Origin of the sequence: Desulfovibrio sp. An276 (assembly GCF_002159665.1) — a bacterium.
Classification (GTDB): domain Bacteria; phylum Desulfobacterota; class Desulfovibrionia; order Desulfovibrionales; family Desulfovibrionaceae; genus Desulfovibrio; species Desulfovibrio faecigallinarum.
The window spans coordinates 80,389-97,037 of record NZ_NFJC01000003.1; the positions used below are offsets into that span (position 1 = coordinate 80,389).

Annotated in this window: 16 protein-coding genes; 3 read left to right on the forward strand and 13 right to left on the reverse strand. The window is 57.8% G+C overall.

All coding sequences use genetic code 11. From position 1 onward, the window contains the following. Positions 1-89: 89 nt before the first annotated feature. Together B5F76_RS03075 and B5F76_RS03080 are read left to right on the forward strand one after the other, a co-directional pair. On the forward strand, positions 90-959 hold the full coding sequence (locus tag B5F76_RS03075) for a tetratricopeptide repeat protein (RefSeq protein ID WP_162608655.1): 870 nt from the start codon (positions 90-92) through the stop codon (positions 957-959). Beyond that, positions 937-1,620, forward strand: coding sequence for a 4'-phosphopantetheinyl transferase family protein (locus tag B5F76_RS03080; protein ID WP_239406939.1), 684 nt, complete (start codon positions 937-939; stop codon positions 1,618-1,620). Before B5F76_RS03075 ends, B5F76_RS03080 begins: the two co-directional genes overlap by 23 nt. A gap of 45 nt (positions 1,621-1,665) precedes the next feature. Here the strand turns inward: B5F76_RS03080 and B5F76_RS03085 are convergent, their stop codons facing one another. The 3 genes from B5F76_RS03085 to B5F76_RS03095 all read right to left on the reverse strand — a co-directional run bounded on the left by B5F76_RS03085 (position 1,666) and on the right by B5F76_RS03095 (position 3,825). Beyond that, positions 1,666-2,724, reverse strand: coding sequence for a hypothetical protein (locus B5F76_RS03085; protein WP_162608657.1), 1,059 nt, complete (start codon positions 2,722-2,724; stop codon positions 1,666-1,668). A 95-nt stretch (positions 2,725-2,819) separates the two neighbouring features. Beyond that, a complete protein-coding gene (locus B5F76_RS03090; protein WP_087350924.1) occupies positions 2,820-3,368 on the reverse strand; it encodes a 3'-5' exonuclease in 549 nt (182 codons plus the stop codon). 28 nt (positions 3,369-3,396) lie between these two features. Beyond that, positions 3,397-3,825 (reverse strand): hypothetical protein, encoded by a 429-nt coding sequence (locus B5F76_RS03095; RefSeq protein ID WP_087350927.1) that lies wholly within the window; start codon positions 3,823-3,825, stop codon positions 3,397-3,399. Positions 3,826-4,247: 422 nt separating this feature from the next. Between B5F76_RS03095 and ftsH the strand changes: the two genes are divergently transcribed. Continuing rightward, a complete protein-coding gene (ftsH, locus tag B5F76_RS03100) occupies positions 4,248-6,068 on the forward strand; it encodes an ATP-dependent zinc metalloprotease FtsH (protein WP_087350930.1) in 1,821 nt (606 codons plus the stop codon). Positions 6,069-6,174: 106 nt separating this feature from the next. Here ftsH and B5F76_RS03105 read toward each other — a convergent pair whose 3' ends face one another. From B5F76_RS03105 to B5F76_RS03150, 10 genes are all read right to left on the reverse strand, one after another. Further along, positions 6,175-6,801: a transglutaminase-like cysteine peptidase gene (locus tag B5F76_RS03105; RefSeq protein ID WP_162608658.1), complete on the reverse strand. Its 627-nt coding sequence runs from the start codon at positions 6,799-6,801 to the stop codon at positions 6,175-6,177. A gap of 288 nt (positions 6,802-7,089) precedes the next feature. Next, complete coding sequence (gene trpA / locus B5F76_RS03110; RefSeq protein ID WP_087350936.1) at positions 7,090-7,884, reverse strand: tryptophan synthase subunit alpha; 795 nt, start codon at positions 7,882-7,884, stop codon at positions 7,090-7,092. Between the two features lie 3 nt (positions 7,885-7,887). Further along, entirely contained in the window at positions 7,888-9,090 is a 1,203-nt protein-coding gene (gene trpB, locus B5F76_RS03115; RefSeq protein ID WP_087350940.1) for a tryptophan synthase subunit beta, read from the reverse strand. A gap of 187 nt (positions 9,091-9,277) precedes the next feature. Then, positions 9,278-9,958, reverse strand: coding sequence for a phosphoribosylanthranilate isomerase (locus B5F76_RS03120; RefSeq protein WP_087350943.1), 681 nt, complete (start codon positions 9,956-9,958; stop codon positions 9,278-9,280). 8 nt (positions 9,959-9,966) lie between these two features. After that, positions 9,967-10,788 carry an indole-3-glycerol-phosphate synthase gene (locus tag B5F76_RS03125; RefSeq protein ID WP_087350946.1) on the reverse strand — a complete coding sequence of 274 codons (822 nt, stop codon included), beginning with the start codon at positions 10,786-10,788 and terminating at the stop codon, positions 9,967-9,969. A gap of 53 nt (positions 10,789-10,841) precedes the next feature. Next, complete coding sequence (gene trpD / locus B5F76_RS03130) at positions 10,842-12,485, reverse strand: anthranilate phosphoribosyltransferase (RefSeq protein ID WP_087350949.1); 1,644 nt, start codon at positions 12,483-12,485, stop codon at positions 10,842-10,844. Continuing rightward, on the reverse strand, positions 12,466-13,914 hold the full coding sequence (locus B5F76_RS03135) for an anthranilate synthase component I family protein (RefSeq protein WP_087350952.1): 1,449 nt from the start codon (positions 13,912-13,914) through the stop codon (positions 12,466-12,468). Before B5F76_RS03135 ends, trpD begins: the two co-directional genes overlap by 20 nt. Before the next feature lie 378 nt (positions 13,915-14,292). Further along, on the reverse strand, positions 14,293-15,249 hold the full coding sequence (locus B5F76_RS03140; protein WP_087350955.1) for a metal ABC transporter substrate-binding protein: 957 nt from the start codon (positions 15,247-15,249) through the stop codon (positions 14,293-14,295). Between the two features lie 109 nt (positions 15,250-15,358). Continuing rightward, the gene (locus B5F76_RS03145) at positions 15,359-16,069 is read right to left on the reverse strand and encodes an Rpn family recombination-promoting nuclease/putative transposase (protein WP_162608659.1); all 711 of its coding nucleotides are present in this window, start codon (positions 16,067-16,069) and stop codon (positions 15,359-15,361) included. A 114-nt stretch (positions 16,070-16,183) separates the two neighbouring features. After that, complete coding sequence (locus B5F76_RS03150) at positions 16,184-16,612, reverse strand: TOBE domain-containing protein (RefSeq protein WP_087350962.1); 429 nt, start codon at positions 16,610-16,612, stop codon at positions 16,184-16,186. Between the last annotated feature and the right edge of the window lie 37 nt (positions 16,613-16,649).

The following is a 16,649-nucleotide window of genomic DNA, read 5'->3' on the forward strand; positions in this document are numbered from 1 at the left end:
TCGTCGGGAAGGCATGCATGTACTTGACGTGAAAAGCCTTGTCGTTATCTTTTTTTGCATGCGGCCCTATGCCGCCCTTTCCCAAAGCCATGATCAATATCAAGGAGAACCCTGTTATGGATATTCGCGCAACCCTCGATCAACTGAACAAACTCCTTCAGCAGGGAGACTTTGAAAGTCTCCTGCAGCGCTGTTCCGACCTTCTGGAAAATCCTGCCCTGGAAGAAAACCACCGCGTCCTGCTCCTGGACCAGAAGGTCAAGGCCCTGACTGGTCTGAATCGCCTTGAGGAAGCAACAGAGGCAACTCTTGAGGAACTGCCCCTGCTTGAGAAGATCCTTGGTAGCGAGCACATGCACATTGCCAATCTTCTGCACAATCTCAATATGTTCCTTGGCGCCAGCGACAAGCACGCAGAGGCCATCCCCTATTCCGAAAGGGAGCTTGCCATTGTGCGCAAGCTTGCCCCGGGAACGAGCCGCGAGGCGGACGCCCTTGTCAGCATGGCCGAACACTACTACGAACAGAGCCTCTTTGCCGATGCGGGCAAACTCCTTTTCGAGGCCCTGGCCCTGTACGAAAAGAACGATGGACGCCGCAGCCTTGGCGTGTCCACCTGCCTGAACAACCTCGGCCGCTCCAGCGAAAACCAGAACGATATGGAAAAGGGCGCTGTCTACCTTGAGGAAGCAGCCAGCATCCGCGAGGAGCTTTTGGGTGTCCATCCAGACTCCGCTTTCACCCTTCTCAACTACGGCACCTGCCTGGCTGCCCTTGGCCAGTACCTGAAGGCTGCCCAGACCCTCGCCCACTGCGCAGCTGTCTACGAGGCCCTGGACATGTCCGATTCTCCCTTTGCTGCAGCTGCCCGCAAGAACCTTGAGCTGTGCTCCAGCGCCCTGGAACCCAAGGAAGCCTCAAGCTGCCTTGCCGCTGGTGGCTGCTGCTGCAGAAACTAGGGATATGGCAGCAAGGCTTTTGCTGCTCACCGCAAACGCCCGCACCCCGGCCGCCACAGGACTCGGGGTGCGGGACGAGGAGCGTCTTTGCCGTTACACGGCTGAACGCCTTCTCCACCGCCAGGCCCGCTTCCTTGTACAGCATGGCCTGACCCTTCTTCGCGTCCCCTTCCTGCCAGAACTTCTCTCTTCCGACACTGGCAAGCCCTTCCTTTCCCTGCCAGGACTCTCCCTCTCCCTTTCCTACACGCACAAACCCTTTTGCCTGCTCTGCCAGACAGACAGTGGTACGGCCCCGGCCATCGGCCTGGACTGTCTTTCCCTGCGCGCGGACTTTCTGCCACCTGCGCGCTTTTTTTCGGCTGCGGAGCAGGACATCCTGGATCGCCTTGCCATCCTCTCCCCCATGGCTCTTGGAAGGGAACTTTTGCGACGCTTTTGCATCTACGAGGCCATACTCAAGGCCCATGGTTCGGGCCTTGCGCGTATTCCGGCAGACCTTGACGCTGGAAAAACCTGGAAGCGCCAAGGATTCGCCAGGGCATGGGGCAAGGATTATGCCTGGCGTCTTCTTGCCCTGGAGCACACCTATGTGTGCCTTGCCGTGGAAAAAGAGCATGAAGCAGCCTTGCGCAAAGCGGAGGTGCGCACGGCATCCTGAAAGTGCCTGCGAATCATGGTCCAGGTGTATGCTGCCCTGTTTTCCCTAGCCCTCACCCACAAGCTCGTCGTGCGCGCGTTTGGAAATCCGGACAATTTCGGAAAGAAGCCTCTCCCTCTGTCTCCGGCCCATGCGTTCAAGCACATCCCTTGTGCGCACAACCGAATCTGGATTGCGCTCTTTGGAAAGCGCTATCCCTTGCAGAAATTCCCTGCGCACCATGGAAAGCACCTCGTCCTCCACTGGCCCCTGCAGGGTCATGCACACAAGTGTTTCCGCCTGGAGACTTCTTGGCAAAAGGCCAAGGACCTGCGCTGCATCCTGTGCTGCAAGCTGCATGAGCACCACAGCACGCGCCTGGGGTCTCTCGCCCCGCAGTCTGTCCGCCAACCGCGCCAGTGCATCGTCCGATGCTGCACGCTTTGAATCTGTCAGATTCCTGACTCTTTTTTCGCTCGTTGTGTCAATTTTTTGACGATTTTTTCTGCCAAGCAAAAGACAGACGATTCCCCCAAGGAGAACGACTACGCCCGCAAGGCCGCACATCAGATACTGCTCGCTGCCCTTTTCCCCGGAAAAGAGAAGGAAGCTGATGGCTATCGCGTCCCCGCGGGCTGACTTCAATCCTGCGGCATGGCTTATGAGCGAGGCCAGGCGCTCCTGTTCTGCCCTGACTCCCTCGGGACTGGTGGGAAAGCCCGGCACGACAGAGGTGTCTATGATGACTGCCAGGGAGACAGGCGGCCTTGCGCCCTCCTTTCCCTCGCCAATGCTCGCCTGTACCACAACGTGTTCTGCCCCGTAGACAGGGGCGAGAAGGGCGGACACCCTTTTTTCAAGGCTGTGAAGCCAGACGTCGTTGTACCTTTTGGGCTCAAGCTCCTCGGCAAAAACAAGGCCCGGCCCCACAGCCCCGCCATACCACATGGATACTGCCGGGTTGTGTGCAGAAGGCAATATGCCGCTCGCAAGGAAGAGCAATACCGTCAGGATGAATACGCGCAAAGTCCCCGCTGCTGCTCCAAGGCAGGCGGGACACTGTGTCGCGCGCCTCACGCGCGTCCCTGTCTTTTCCCCGACAGAAATGTGACGCACTTCACCCATCAATGCATGCCTCCTCCCCTGCCGATACGAGCCGACAGGAACTCCTGCAGGAAATTTTGCAAAAGGCATGCCACAATCGTCTGTTTTTCCGCTTTTCAGGAACAGCGGCACTTTTTCCTTGCCGGGGGATTCAGGCGCATCCTTTCTACGTCAAGACCCCTGCGGCCAAGTTCCAGGAAGATGGCAGCGCAGCCCAGGGCGTCGCTCAGGGCCTCGTGGTGGTTCAGGGGGATCCCCAGGGACGAGCAGACAATGTTCAGACGGTAGGACGACAGATTCAGGGTTGCCCTGGAGCCCTTCAGAGTGCAGTAGAAGGGGAGATTCGGGTCCGGAAGCCCGAAGGTTTCGCAGCAGCTGCGCCAGACCGAGCGGTCAAAGGAGGCATTGTGCGCTACAAACCCGTCACAGCCCTGCACAAAGTCCGCTATGACAGGCCACAGTTCGGGATAGGTTGGCTGGTTGCACAGATCCCGCCAGGTGAGGCCGTGCACGTCGGTGAAAAGCACCCTGCGCGACGGCGGACGGATGAGGTGCACGAAACTTTTGCCAAGGCGGCCGTTTTCGATGCGCACAAGCCCTATGGAGCAGGCAGCGTAGCGCTCCGGTCCGCATGTTTCGTAATCTATGGCGCAAAAGACACTCACAGCATTCCCTCATTCGTCCGCCTGCACCCTACTTTGCGTCAGCCATGCAGGCGCTTTCGGCACCTTCCTTCAGGCGTTCCGCTATATAGGCCTCCATCTCGGCGCTTTCCTCGTCGTAGTTGAAGCAGTTGGCGTCCTCGCCAAACAGGCCTTCGGGAACCCAGTCGCCCTTCTCGTCCACGTCCTTGATCATGTCCGCGTAGAAGCAGACGGACAGCCAGCGGTTTTGCGGATCGTCGTCCACAACATCCACCAGGACAAAGAGGTCGCGCTTCTTCTGGGCTGTTCCGCGGGCGCGGATGGAGTAGCTCACGCCCGGACGGCAGTGGTACACGAGGCTTATGCCTTCGAGGGACAGCAAAAGCTGGCGGAAACGCTCAAGCACGGGCTTTGCGTTGCAGGGGTCTTCTGTCCAGGACGAAAGAAAGTTTTCAAAATCCTGCTGTTCCTTATCCATGGCCGTATCTCCTTGAATAGCGCAGACTTGTTCTGCGGGCTTTGGATCTTGGCGCACCTTGGGCGCCGGGTTTAGCCTTCCCCGAAGGGTTTGGCGCTTCATCTTAGGCCTATCCCATGCCAAATGGCAAGATTGCGATCGCTTCTTGCGCACCAAATGCCTGCACAACATTCCTCGACACTACACACTATTGGACAAGATGCCATTCAGGTCTTATCTCTTTGGGGCCTTCGCGCTTTCAGGGTCGCTTGGCAAAAACACGTTGCCCCTGCCCTGCAAAAAAGGTACCTTCCGACAGACATTCATGCCCGGCATTCTGCCTGCCTTTTCCCTGCATCGGGTTTATCTTGGGGCAAAGGGCACGGTTTCACAAGCATATACAGGAGGACAGTCCCGGGATATCTCCCTGCGGACACGCCACTATGAATACTTCCATGCGCAACATCGTGTTGTGGGCCCTCATCTTTGTCGGCCTCTTCATGGTCTTCGACTCGCAGCAGCAGACCTCTTCTACAGCCATCTCCTATTCCGATCTGCTCTCCAGAGTGGACAACGGGCAGATTTCCCAGGTGACCATACAGGGGCAGGAGCTTCACGCCCTCACAAACGACGGCCATACCATCACCGCCTACGCGCCCAGGGACAATTCCATGATTTCCCACCTTCTGGAAAAGAAGGTGGCCATCAAGGCACAGCCCGTGGAGGGCGATTCCCTGTTCATGCGTCTCATGATCTCTACCCTGCCCTTCATAGTGCTTGTCATCCTGTGGTTCTACCTCATGCGTCAGGCCCAGGGTGGCATGGGAGGCGGTGGCCGCATATTCAGTTTCGGGCGCTCCAAGGCAAGGCTGCTCAAGCAGGAGGACGCCCAGCACAGGGTGACCTTTGCCGACGTGGCGGGTGTTGACGAGGCCAAGGACGAGCTCAAGGAAGTGGTCGAGTTCCTCTCCAATCCCAAGAAGTTTACACGCCTTGGCGCCCGCATTCCCAAGGGGGTGCTCCTTGTCGGCCCTCCAGGAACAGGCAAGACCCTGCTTGCCCGCGCAGTGGCTGGCGAGGCTGGCGCTCCCTTCTTCTCCATTTCCGGCTCGGACTTTGTGGAGATGTTCGTGGGCGTTGGCGCGTCCCGCGTGCGCGACCTCTTTGAACAGGGCAAGAAGAACGCACCCTGCATCATCTTCATAGACGAAATCGATGCTGTGGGCCGCAAGCGTGGCGCTGGCCTTGGCGGCGGCCACGACGAGCGCGAGCAGACACTGAACCAGCTTCTGGTGGAAATGGACGGCTTCGAGGCCAACGAGGGCGTCATCCTCATTGCCGCAACCAACCGTCCGGATGTTCTCGATCCCGCCCTTTTGCGCCCGGGGCGCTTTGACAGGCAGGTTGTGGTCTCCACCCCGGACAAGGCTGGCAGAGTCCAGATTCTCCTTGTGCACACAAAGAAGATCCCGCTTGACAGGGACGTCAACGTCGAAAGCCTGGCAGCCGGAACTCCGGGCTTTTCCGGAGCGGATCTGGAAAACCTTGTCAACGAGGCAGCCCTGCAGGCGGCCCGCCAGAACAAGGATATGGTCACCATGGCCGAATTCGAGTTCGCCAAGGACAAGATCCTCATGGGCCGCGAGCGCAGATCCATGGTCCTCTCGGACGAGCAAAAGCGCATCACTGCCTATCACGAGGGCGGCCACGCCCTGGCGGCAAGACTTTTGCCCAAGGCTGACCCCGTGCACAAGGTGAGCATTATCCCCAGAGGCAGAGCCCTTGGCATCACCATGCAGCTGCCCGAAGAGGACCGCCACGGCTACTCCAAAACCTTTTTGCGCAACATGCTGGTCATGCTCCTCGGCGGCCGCGTGGCAGAGGAAATCATCTTCAAGAACGTGACCACTGGTGCTTCCAACGACATCGAGAGGGTCACGAGCATTGCCCGCAAGATGGTCTGCCAGTGGGGCATGAACGACGCCATAGGCACTGTGTGCATTGGCGAGACCGGCCAGGAAGTCTTCATTGGCCGCGAGTGGGTGCAGAACAAGAACTACAGCGAGGCCACTGCCCGCAGGGTGGACGCAGAGGTGAAGGCCATTGTGGAAGAGGCCCACAGCCGCTGCCTGAAGCTACTCACGGACAATCTTGCCATTTTGCACAACATAGCCGCAGCCCTCATCGAAAAGGAAACCATCACCGGCGAGGAGCTGGACCAAATCATAGCCGAGGGCCCCAAGCCCGTACCCGTAGCGGACTAGCCCAAGGGACACTGGACATCAAGGGCGCCACCTCCTGTGGAGATGGCGCCCATTTTTTCGTGACTTTTTTCTGGCAGGTCCCTTTCGGATAGGAGGAAAATGACGGCTACTTCTTCTTTGCCCTGATGTGCATCCAGGCATTGTCCTCGTTTACGGAATACTGGGGGATGTACTGGGAAAGCCTTGTGTGGGCAAGGATAGCGTTGGACACATTGTCCAGGATGTAGACCCTGCCTCCTTCCTCCACGCCAAGGACCGCGTGGGCCAGATTGCGGAAAGTGTCGCGGACAACAAGGATGCGCATCCTGTCTGCGCTTACTCCCAGCTTGCGCAGCGTCATGTACTTTACGATGGCGTAGTCCTCGCAGTCACCGGACTTGTCCAGAAATTCGTACGGCGCTGCCCAGTAGTCCTCCTTTTTCCAGTTCACTATATCCTCTATATAGGGATAGCGGTTCCAGAAGGTGTTGACGTAGGTCAGAAGATCCAGCCCCCTGAGGGTTGAGGCCTTTTCACGCATCTTCGCCCAGGAGACCCCGCGAAAATCCTTCTGCTCGGAAAAAACCGGATGTTTGGCATTTTTGTCCAGCACGCTGACCCAGAAGGGAAAGACCTTCATGGGCCTGCGCAGGGAAACCGTGTTGAACACATGGGCAAAGGCCCTGGAATCCGCCACATCGGCCAAAACAGCCTCGGGAGCAAGACACAGAATGGTCAGAAGAAGGGCTGCCAAAAGTCTTCCTGCCCGGAATACTCCGATCCGTGCAAAGGCACCTGTGCTCCCGGGCGCGGCAGACGCGCGGGATGCACAAGCTTCTTGTGCCTTCACGGCAATCAGGGGTGATATGCTATCCGGCATGTGGGGTATCCGATGGCAGGGGCACGAAAGGGAGGAGAACAGGACGCATTGTACGAAAAACGGGAAGGAAACTCTAGCGTACGGCGGGCATGAAAAAAACAGGACCCGCATATGTCAAGGCCCTGTTTTTCCTGTATAAATCACCTTGTTTTTTTGTGCACCCTAGCCGTGCCTGCGTCTTGCCTTGTCGCCTTCCCAGCGCTGCATGAATGAGATGGCGTCGTTTCCTTCGGCCAGATGTTTCACAAGTGCCGAGCCGAAGACCACGGCGTCAGGCTGCGCATCCTCGGGCAAAACGTCGAGCTGTTCGGGATGGGAGAGGCCAAAGCCCATGGCAATGGGCAGTTTGAACACGCTCTTCGCGCGCCTCAGGGTTGTCGCCACCATGGGCGCCACGCTTTCGCGCTCGCCCGTGGTGCCGAGCACAGAAATGACATAGGCGTAGCCCTCGCTCACGTCTGCGTAGAGCTGCATGCGCTCTTCGGAGGTGTTGGGGCCGACCAGGGCTATGAGGGCAATGCCCTGGGCCTTCATGATTTCCCTGTAGGGGCCTGCCTCCTCGAAGGGCAAGTCGGGAATGATGATGCCGCTTATCCCTGCGTCCTTCATGTCTTTTGCAAGCTTTTCCCAGCCGTACTGCATAAAGGGATTGAAGTAGCCCATGAGCACTATGGAGGCCTTCAGAAAATCGCGGCGCAGCTTGAAGTTTTCCAGAATGCCGGCAAGGCTTGTGCCATCCGCCAGAACCTGCCTGCTGGCAGCCTCGATGACAGGGCCGTCCGCAACCGGATCCGAGAAAGGCACGCCAACCTCGATGATGTCCGCCCCGTGCTGGTCCATGTCTGCTATGGCCTTCCAGAAGGTTTCCTCGTCCGGGTAGCCTGCAGTGAGGAAGGGAATGACAGCATACCTGTCCTCCGCCATGGCCTGACGTACTTTCTGTTCGAGAATATGCATGACTTAGGCCTCCTCTGTGAGGGCGTCAAAGCCCAGTTCCCTGCCAAGGTACTTCTTGATGATGGTCATGTCCTTGTCGCCCCTGCCGGAGAGGTTCACAAGGATGTTGCCGCCCTTGGGCAGCTCGTCTGCATGGTCGAAGACCCAGGCGAGTGCATGGGAGGATTCCATGGCAGGCAAAATGCCCTCGGCACGCGAGAGGCGCTGGAAGGCGGAAAGGGCGTTTGCATCACGCACCATGCCCACAAGCTCCCTGCCAGTGTCGCGCAAATAGGCGTGCTCCGGGCCAACGCCTGGGTAGTCCAGGCCTGCGGCAATGGAGTGCGAGGGCTCGATCTGCCCGTCCTCGGTCTGCAAAAGCACTGTGCGGTTGCCGTGCAGGACACCGGGGCTTCCGAGATTCAAGGGAGCAGAGTTGAAGGAGCCCGGCTCGCCAGTGCCTGCTGCCTCGACACCCATGAGCTTCACATCCTTGTCATCGAGAAAGCCCCTGAAGATGCCTATGGCGTTGGATCCGCCGCCCACGCAGGCCACCACGTAGTCCGGCAGAGCGCCGAAGGTGGCAAGGCACTGCTTTCTGGCCTCGCGGCCAATGACGCTCTGGAAGGTGGCCACCAGTTCCGGGAAGGGATGGGGGCCTGCCGCAGTGCCAAAGCAGTAGTGGGTTGTCTCCATGTTGACAATCCAGTAGCGCAAGGCCTCGTTGATGGCGTCCTTCAGGGTGCGGGTGCCGTTGTCCACTGCGTGCACCTCGGCTCCGAAGACGCGCATGCGCATGACGTTCATGATCTGGCGCTCGACGTCCTCTGCGCCCATGAAGACAACGCACTTGAGTCCCAGGCGGGCAGCTGCCGCGGCAGTGGCAACGCCGTGCTGGCCTGCACCTGTCTCGGCAAGCAGTGTTGTCTTGCCCATGCGCTTTGCAAGCAGGGCCTGACCCAGGGTATTGTTCATCTTGTGGGCGCCTGTGTGCACAAGGTCTTCGCGCTTGAGCCAGAGGTTGAAGCCCAGTTCCTTCGAGAGCGTGGGGCAGAAGGTAATGGGGGTTTCGCGGCCTGCGTAGTTGGTGAGCAGGTCATTGAACTCGTTCTGGAAATCGACCGTGGGCATGATTTCCTCCATGGCCCTTTCCACCTCTATGAGCGGCGGCATGAGGATTTCCGGTACAAAACAGCCGCCGTATTCGCCATAGTATTTTATGTTCATATGTTGTCTTCGTGCCCTTTGGCGCAGACCCCATGGTCCGGGAAAATCCCGCCCCCGGTCTTGCGCAGCGCACGCCCTCCTTGGAAGTCAATAGTGGTTGTGTTTGGATTGTGCATTTTTTTGTCTGTGCAGGCAATGGGCCAATCGATTGAACGCCCCATGCCCAAAAGCCTCAAACAGTCCGATTCTATCCGGATTTTCGAAAAAGACCTTCTGCCCCATCCGGGCCAAGGTGAAGTTCTTGTGCCCTTGCAATCACCTCTTTCATGAGCCTTGCGTCCTTTTTGCCCGGGGCTCTCTCAAGGCGCGAGTTGAAGTCAAGACCCTTTGGGCGCAGATGCGCAGGAAGCCTTGCCACCCTGTCGAGACTTTGGGCATTGAGCCCGCCTGCCAAAAGCCAGGGTCTGGGAAAAACGACCCTGCCCACAAAGTCCAGGGAAAGGGAGATCCCGTGTCCGCCGCCACTTTGTCCTGCGTCCAGCAAGAAGGCTGCGCAATGGGGGGCCAAAAGTTCCATGTCCCTTTGAAGGTCCGTTACGTCCTTGTAGCTTGCGGGCCAGAGCACACGGATGAGGCGCTCACCTCCCAGGCGCCTTCCAAGCTCCTGCATGGTTGCCACATCCTGATTTCCGTGCAGCTGTACAAGATCCACCCCTGCCTTTTGGGCGCAGTCCGCGATGTAGTCCGCATCCTTGCTTGCGAGAACACCTACACGCAGCATGGATCTCGTGCGAAGAGTTCGCACAATCTCCGGGTCCATGTGGCGCGGAGATTTTTCGCAGAAGATGAAACCTGCCATGGAAAAGCCAAGCTGTGCCGCAAGGTCGAGATCCTCCTGGCAGCGCATGCCGCATACCTTGAAAAGCATGTTCCCCCCTATCTTGTCGCTGCCTCTGACTGCAGCAGGGACCTTAAGTTTTGCTCAAGGGCCCCGTCCTGCATGAGCGCTGTGCCCACAAGGGCAGCATGAAAGCCTGCGTCCCTGGCAGCAACAAGATGCTCGTGGCATTCCATTCCGGAAGCGGCTATCCAGATTTCTCCAGACCTTTGCCCTGCCTCTCGCACAAGCTCAAGGCAGGCCTTTCTGTCCACTGCAAAGGTCTCGAGATCCCTGGCGTTCACCTGGATGATGCGCGCGCCGCTTTTTCTGGCAAGCTCAAGATCCTCCAGATCAAAGACTTCCACCACAGCCTCAAGGCCATATTTTTCCCCCAGTTCGCGCAAGGATCGCAGCTCCCCGGAGTCCGGGGTCTGGCGCACGATGAGCAAAAAGGCCGAGGCAGGCGTTGCTGCCGTTGCCTCTATCTGCAGAGGATCAAAGAGAAAGTCCTTGCGCAGCAGGGGGAGGGCATTTTTCGAGCTGTCATCAAGGGCCTTTCTCGCCCTGAAAAGGTAGTCGATGTTCCCAAGAAAGTACTGCTCCTCTGTCAGGATGGAAAGAGCGCCTGCCCCTGCTCTCGCATACGCCAGAACAGCATCCTCAACGCTCACACTCTCGCAGATAACACCCCTTGAGGGGGAGGCCCGCTTGTATTCGGCCATGACAGCAGGGATATCGCCCTGCCCAGTCATCAGGGCCCGGGACATGGAGGGCCTTCCTCCAATAAAGGGCTTTGGCATGGGCGTTGCGCGCAACCGTGCAAGCTCCGCTTCCTTGGCCTTGCGAAAACGTATCAGGCGCCCCTGTTCCTGGTTCATGTCTCTCTCCTTCTAGGGCAAAAAACTGCCCGCAGTATCCGCAACTTTCCTGTCTATTCCTGCTCCATTTGCAGAGCCTTGAGGACGTTTGCGCCGGCTCCGCCCTCAACGCCCTCCCTGGCAAGTGCCATGCACTGTGCAAGGCTTCTTTCGGGCTCGACCAGGCGTATGGCAAGGGCCACGTTCAGGGCCACCATGTCCTTCATGTGCTGCGATCCCCTGCCCTGCACGATTTCCTGCAGGACATTCAGCGCCTCTTCCCTGGAGTGCACAGCCAGATCCTCTTCTGTGCAGGGCTTGATGCCAAAGTCTGCCGGATCAAGGGCCAGGGGAGACTGGCGGCCGTTTTCGATAAGCACTATTGTGGCAGGGCCCATGGGGCTCACCTCGTCGTAGCCGCCGGCACCGAAGACAATTGCGGCCCTTTTCAGTGTGGGCGACTGACAGAGTGTGTCCGCCACAAGGCGCACAATCTCCGGCCTGGCAACACCCATGAGCAGATAGGGAGGCTTTGCAGGGTTGATCATGGGCCCAAGGATATTGAAGAGGGTGCGTATGCCAAGCTCGCGCCTGGCCTCGCCCACGTATTTGAAGGCAGGGTGGAAATTGGGCGCAAAGAAAAAGCCGAAATTGGTCCTTTTGATGTTGTCTATGATTTTTTCCGGATCCTTTTCCCTGGGAACGCCAAGAAGCTGCAAAACGTCCGCTGCACCGCTTGTGGAGGAGGCTGCACGGTTGCCGTGCTTTGCAATACGGTAGCCCATGCCGGCCAGGGTGAGGCAGGCAGCTGTCGAGCAATTGAAGGAGGAGCGGCCGTCTCCGCCTGTTCCCACCACATCTATGCAGTTTTCCGGCAGAGGAGGAACCGGGATGGCACGGGCAATGGCAGCGCGCACGGCGCAGGCAAGCTCCTGGGCAGTCTCCCCCTTGGCTCTCAGGCCCATGAGAAAGGCCCCTGCCTGGGAGGGTGCAAGCTTTCCGTCAAAGAGCATCTCGAATCCGGCCCGCGCCATGTTGGCGTCCAGATCCTGATGGCAGGCAAGGCGCTCCATCATGGTCTTCAAAAGGATTGCTGCAGACTCGCTCTCGGGAAGATCCGCCTCGTCAAGCCTTTGGGCAGTGCCTGTCAGGCGGCCAGGGAAGTTTGCCAGAAGGCGCATGCCATCCGGAGTGAGCACGGATTCCGGGTGGAACTGCACGCCTGCCCAGGGCCTGTCCTTAAACTCCAGGGCCATGACCTCGCCCAGTGGCGCCCTTGCGGTCACCCTGAAGGGGAGATTCTCATCGTCACTTGCCTCGACAATGAGCGAGTGGTAGCGCCCAACGCGCATGGGGGCCGGTATCTTGTCAAAAAGGCCTGTGCCCTCGTGGGTGATGTCGCTTTGCATGCCGTGCATGATGACAGGGGCAATGCCAATCTTCGCCCCGGCAAAGAGCCCCAGGATCTCGTGGCCCAGGCACACGCCAAGCACAGGTATCTTCGGGGAGAGGCGTTTCAGAAATTCAAGGCAAAAGCCCGCCTTTTCCGGACGGCTGGGCCCGGGCGAGATGACCACCTTTTCGATACTTTCCGATGCGGCAAGCTCAATAAGCCTCGGGTCATCGTTGCAGACTACGTACGGATCCTCGCCAAGGCTTTGGAAATACTGGACCAGATTGTAGGTGAAGGAATCGTAGTTATCGATGAGCAGAAACATTTTCTTCACCCTCCCCGCTTTCGAGAACCAGACGCATGATCGCGGACTTGTTGCAGACTTCCTTCCATTCGTTTTCAGGCACAGAATCGTGGACAATGCCTGCCCCTGCCTGCCAGAAGAGCCTGCCATTTCGTATCCACATGCTGCGTATGGTGATGCCCATGTCGAGATTGACGCTGTCCCTGTCAAGGCCAATCCAGCCAATGGAGCCCGCGTAGGGGCCCCTTGGCCCATCCTCCATCTCGCGTATGATCTCCATGGCGCGCACCTTGGGTGCACCGGAAACAGTTCCTGCCGGGAAGGTGGCTGCCAGAACATCCACTGCGTCCAGGCCTCCTTTAAGCCTTGCGGAAACCTGGCTTGTAAGGTGCATGACGTGGGAGAAGCGCTCTATCTGCATGAGCCTTTCCACACGCACAGTACCCTTTTCCGCAATGCGGCCAAGGTCGTTTCTGCCAAGGTCCACCAGCATGACGTGTTCGGCCCGTTCCTTGGGATCCGAGAGCAGATCCAGCTCCAGCTGATGGTCCTCGAAATCGTCCCTGCCGCGCCTGCGCGTACCGGCAATGGGGGCGAGGTGCAAATCGTTTTTTGTGCAGCGGACCATGACCTCGGGCGAGGAGCCAAAGAGGCAGATGGAGGGAAAGTGCATATAGAACATGTAGGGAGAGGCATTCATGCGCCGCATGCGGCGATACAGTGCAAAGCCGTCTGCCCGCATGGGAAGGGAAAAGCGCACCGAGGGAACTACCTGTATGGCCTCGCCCTGCTGCAGCATGACCCGTACCTTGCGAACAACTTCCTCGTACCCCTCCTGTCCCGGCTCTGCCAGGGGCTCCTGTGCTGCCTTTTCCCTTGTCCCCTTGAAAAGGCTTGCCTCGTGGGCAGAGCGCACGTCCGAGAATTCGTCCAGGGTTATCTGGCAGAGCCTGTTGTAGACATGATCCAGCACAAGGATTGTGCCTGGCAGAGCAAGCTGGCACTCTGCCTCGGAGGCTGGCAAAACACTTGCAAGGTGGGGATTGAAGATGCTTGCCATCTCGTAGCCAAGATAGCCGTAGAGCGCGCGGGTGATGGGCGGAAGATCCAGGCCCTTTTCCTTCGGCGCCTCCACGTGGAGCATCTTCATGAGCGCGCGCAGGCCTTCCGCAAAGGGCATGCCGGAAAGCTCGTTCAGGGGGCTTAGGCGATCGTCGCGAATGTCGAGAGAAAGTGCCCCGTCCCTGCAGGAGATATAGAGCAGCATATCGCAGGCCAGGATGCTGTAGCGGCCCCAGCGCCCGTCAACTGCAGCACTTTCCAGAAGGATGCCGTCGCCTGCCCCTGCCATGCCCATGAAAAGGCTTATGGGTGTATCCATGTCCGCTGGCAAGAGTCTTGCCTTTTGCCTCAAGTGTATGCCAGCGTAGGCTTGATGTGTCTGACTCATGGTTGTCCTCGAATGCATAAAAAAAGGGCGCCGTCCTTATCCATCGCTGGAAGGGACGGCGCCTTGAAATATGGCTTGCCATGCGTGCAGGCTAGAGAGCCTGCCCAACTCCCTTCCTTGCACAATGCCACCACCAGAAGCCGGCGAAGCCGGTTTCTGCGAGCATGTTGTATGTGAAGGAAGTGGAGTACATGGTTGTTTTCCTGATTTGAAATAGGGTTGCGGTGCGACCTTTTGCACCAAACGCAGGAGTCAAACTAGACAAGGAATGGCAAAACTGTCAAGCCCAATTTTGGGAAAAATGTGACAAGGGGGACGCACAAGGAAACAAGATCCGGATAGTGCGTCATATTTTTTTCTCGCATCCTGTCGGGTGAGCTATTTGCCAAGGGCCTTGTGCAAGGCTGCCACGTTGGCCTCCATGGTCGCAAGATAATGGGATGCGCAAGCGTCCACGGGGCCCGAGACCAGGGTGTCCAGGAGGACTATTGTTCCCCCGCTCTCTTTTGCGAGCAGATCAAGCACATCCGTGGGAAACTGCTTGTCGCCCACAAGGAGATGGGAATTTCCGCTTTTTTTCATCGTTTGAGCAAGCGAGAGCAGAAGGGCTGCCGAGGGACTTTGGGCATCCCCTTCCTGCAGGATCGCATCCACCGGGAAAGCGGTTCCTGCAAAGAACCAGGAGAGAGTGTCGTGCTGCAGGATAAGATGCGTGTCCCCTCCCCTGTCTCTGGAAAGCGAGACAAGCTCGTTTTCAAGCAGGGATGCCTTCTCGCCAAATGCTTTGGCGTTTGCTGCAAGCTTTTGGGAAGCCTCGGGGAAGCGTTCGGAAAGCTCCTTCGCTATTGTCTCAACCATGAGGGCAAAGCAGGCGGGATTAGCGAAGTGGTGGGGATTGGTGTCGCCATGGGCGTGCGCGTGGTTGTGCGAGGAGAGAGCCTTCCCTTTTTCCAAAGGTGGGACATTTTTTCCTGCGTCTATGACAAGCCCCTTCAGGCCAGCGAGAAGCCGGGCATCAAGAAAGGCCTCATAGCCCTTTCCGCTTAAAATCAAAACGTCAGCGCTCTCGAGCTTCATGCGCTCCTGTGGGGTCATGGCGTAATCGTGGGGGCAGCCCATTTGCGCGTCCGTCAAAAGGCTGCACTCGAAGTTGTCTACGCCTTCGAGAGCCGTACGCGCTGCCAAAAGAGCAGGATAGGACGCTGCAAGAACCCGGATTGTGTCTGCGGCATGGGCTATCGATGGCGCAAGAAAGGGTGCAGGAATTGCGGCAATTGCCAGGGCTGCAAGAGACTTGAGCGCAGTTCTGCGCGAAAGGAGTTTTGTCTGGGACATGATGTTTTGCTGGCTGGAGGCCTTTTTTGGGGGATACGCGTTGGGAGAAAGGGGGGCGCTCCCTGCATGCCGGGAGCGCCTGAATGTGTGAAGATAACTGCAGGCAAGATTATCCCTGCAACTCTCCTTCGGGAAGCTCTTTAATGAGGTTCTCAAGGCTGAAAGTTGTCAGGAGCAGGCTCGGAACGCAGTCCATGAGGGAATCCGGCAGAGGAGCTTCCTGCTCGAAGAAATCCCGCAGATTCTCCTCTTCCCCCTGGGGACCAGAGATTTTCGGCATCTTGCGCCACAATTCGGTCATGTTCAACATGGCTTTCAATGCACAAAGAGGTGCTGGCTGTTCTTCGCGCTCGAAAAGAGCATACACATATGCAGTCACGCCCTCCCTTGTGGTGCAGCTGAACACGAGGTCGGAAAAAGCCTCCTTTGATTCTTCGTCGACAAAGCTTTCCTTGAGCAGCCTGAGACTGTCGAGAGCAAGCGCCTCGCAGACTTCGGCCGGCAGGCGTTGGTGAAGCAAGTCCGCCATATGCTCTGGAACTGCAAAAAACTCTCTCGCCCTGTCGTGCAGGTCTTTTATGGAGAATGCCGGGGTCGCGGGTTCAGTGGATGTTGCTGGATTCATCGTTGTCTTCCTTGATGTTGCAGGTTTGTCTGACCAAGAGTGGCACGATCCGACTGGAGCTTTCAACACCTTGACATCATGTGATGTCCGCACAGTATAGGCCAGATTTGGGCCACTCGCCTCTGTCTCTTCACGGAGACACGAAAAATGCCTCCAAACGTCGTTGCAAAAGCCGGATAGCACAAGGTTAGACACAAGATCAACAGCATCGCGAGCATGCGAAAAAGGGGAAGAAACAAAACGTCTCTTCCCCAATCAAAGGCGCTTTTCCAAGGCTCAACAGGGAAAGCGCCAGATATTTTGCAAGAACTACTTCTTCACAGCCAGGATAACCTGGGATGCCTTGACTGCGGCGCTCACCTTGGAGCCCTTGGCAAGGTTCATGCGCTCTGCGCTCACCACGGTGATGGTGGAGGTGAGGGCAAGGCCGGAAGCGGTCTCGATGTCCACCTCGGTGGCCACCTGGCCGTTGCGCACGTCGGTCACAGTGCCGGTGAAGATGTTGCGGGTGGAGAAGACATAGTCGTCGGCATCGGCCAGAAGAATGACAAAGCTTGCCTTGATGAGGGCCATCACATCTCTGCCTTCGGCAATGCCCAGCTTGGCAGTGCTTTCCTTGGTGATGGTGGCAACAATCTCCTCGCCGGATGCGAGAGCGATGACGACCTCGTCGTTGATGGCACCGGGAATAACCTTGGAAACCTTGCCTTCAAAACGGTTGCGAGCGCTGGTAAGCATGATAAAAACCTCAAAATTGTTGTATATTTTGTGAGTT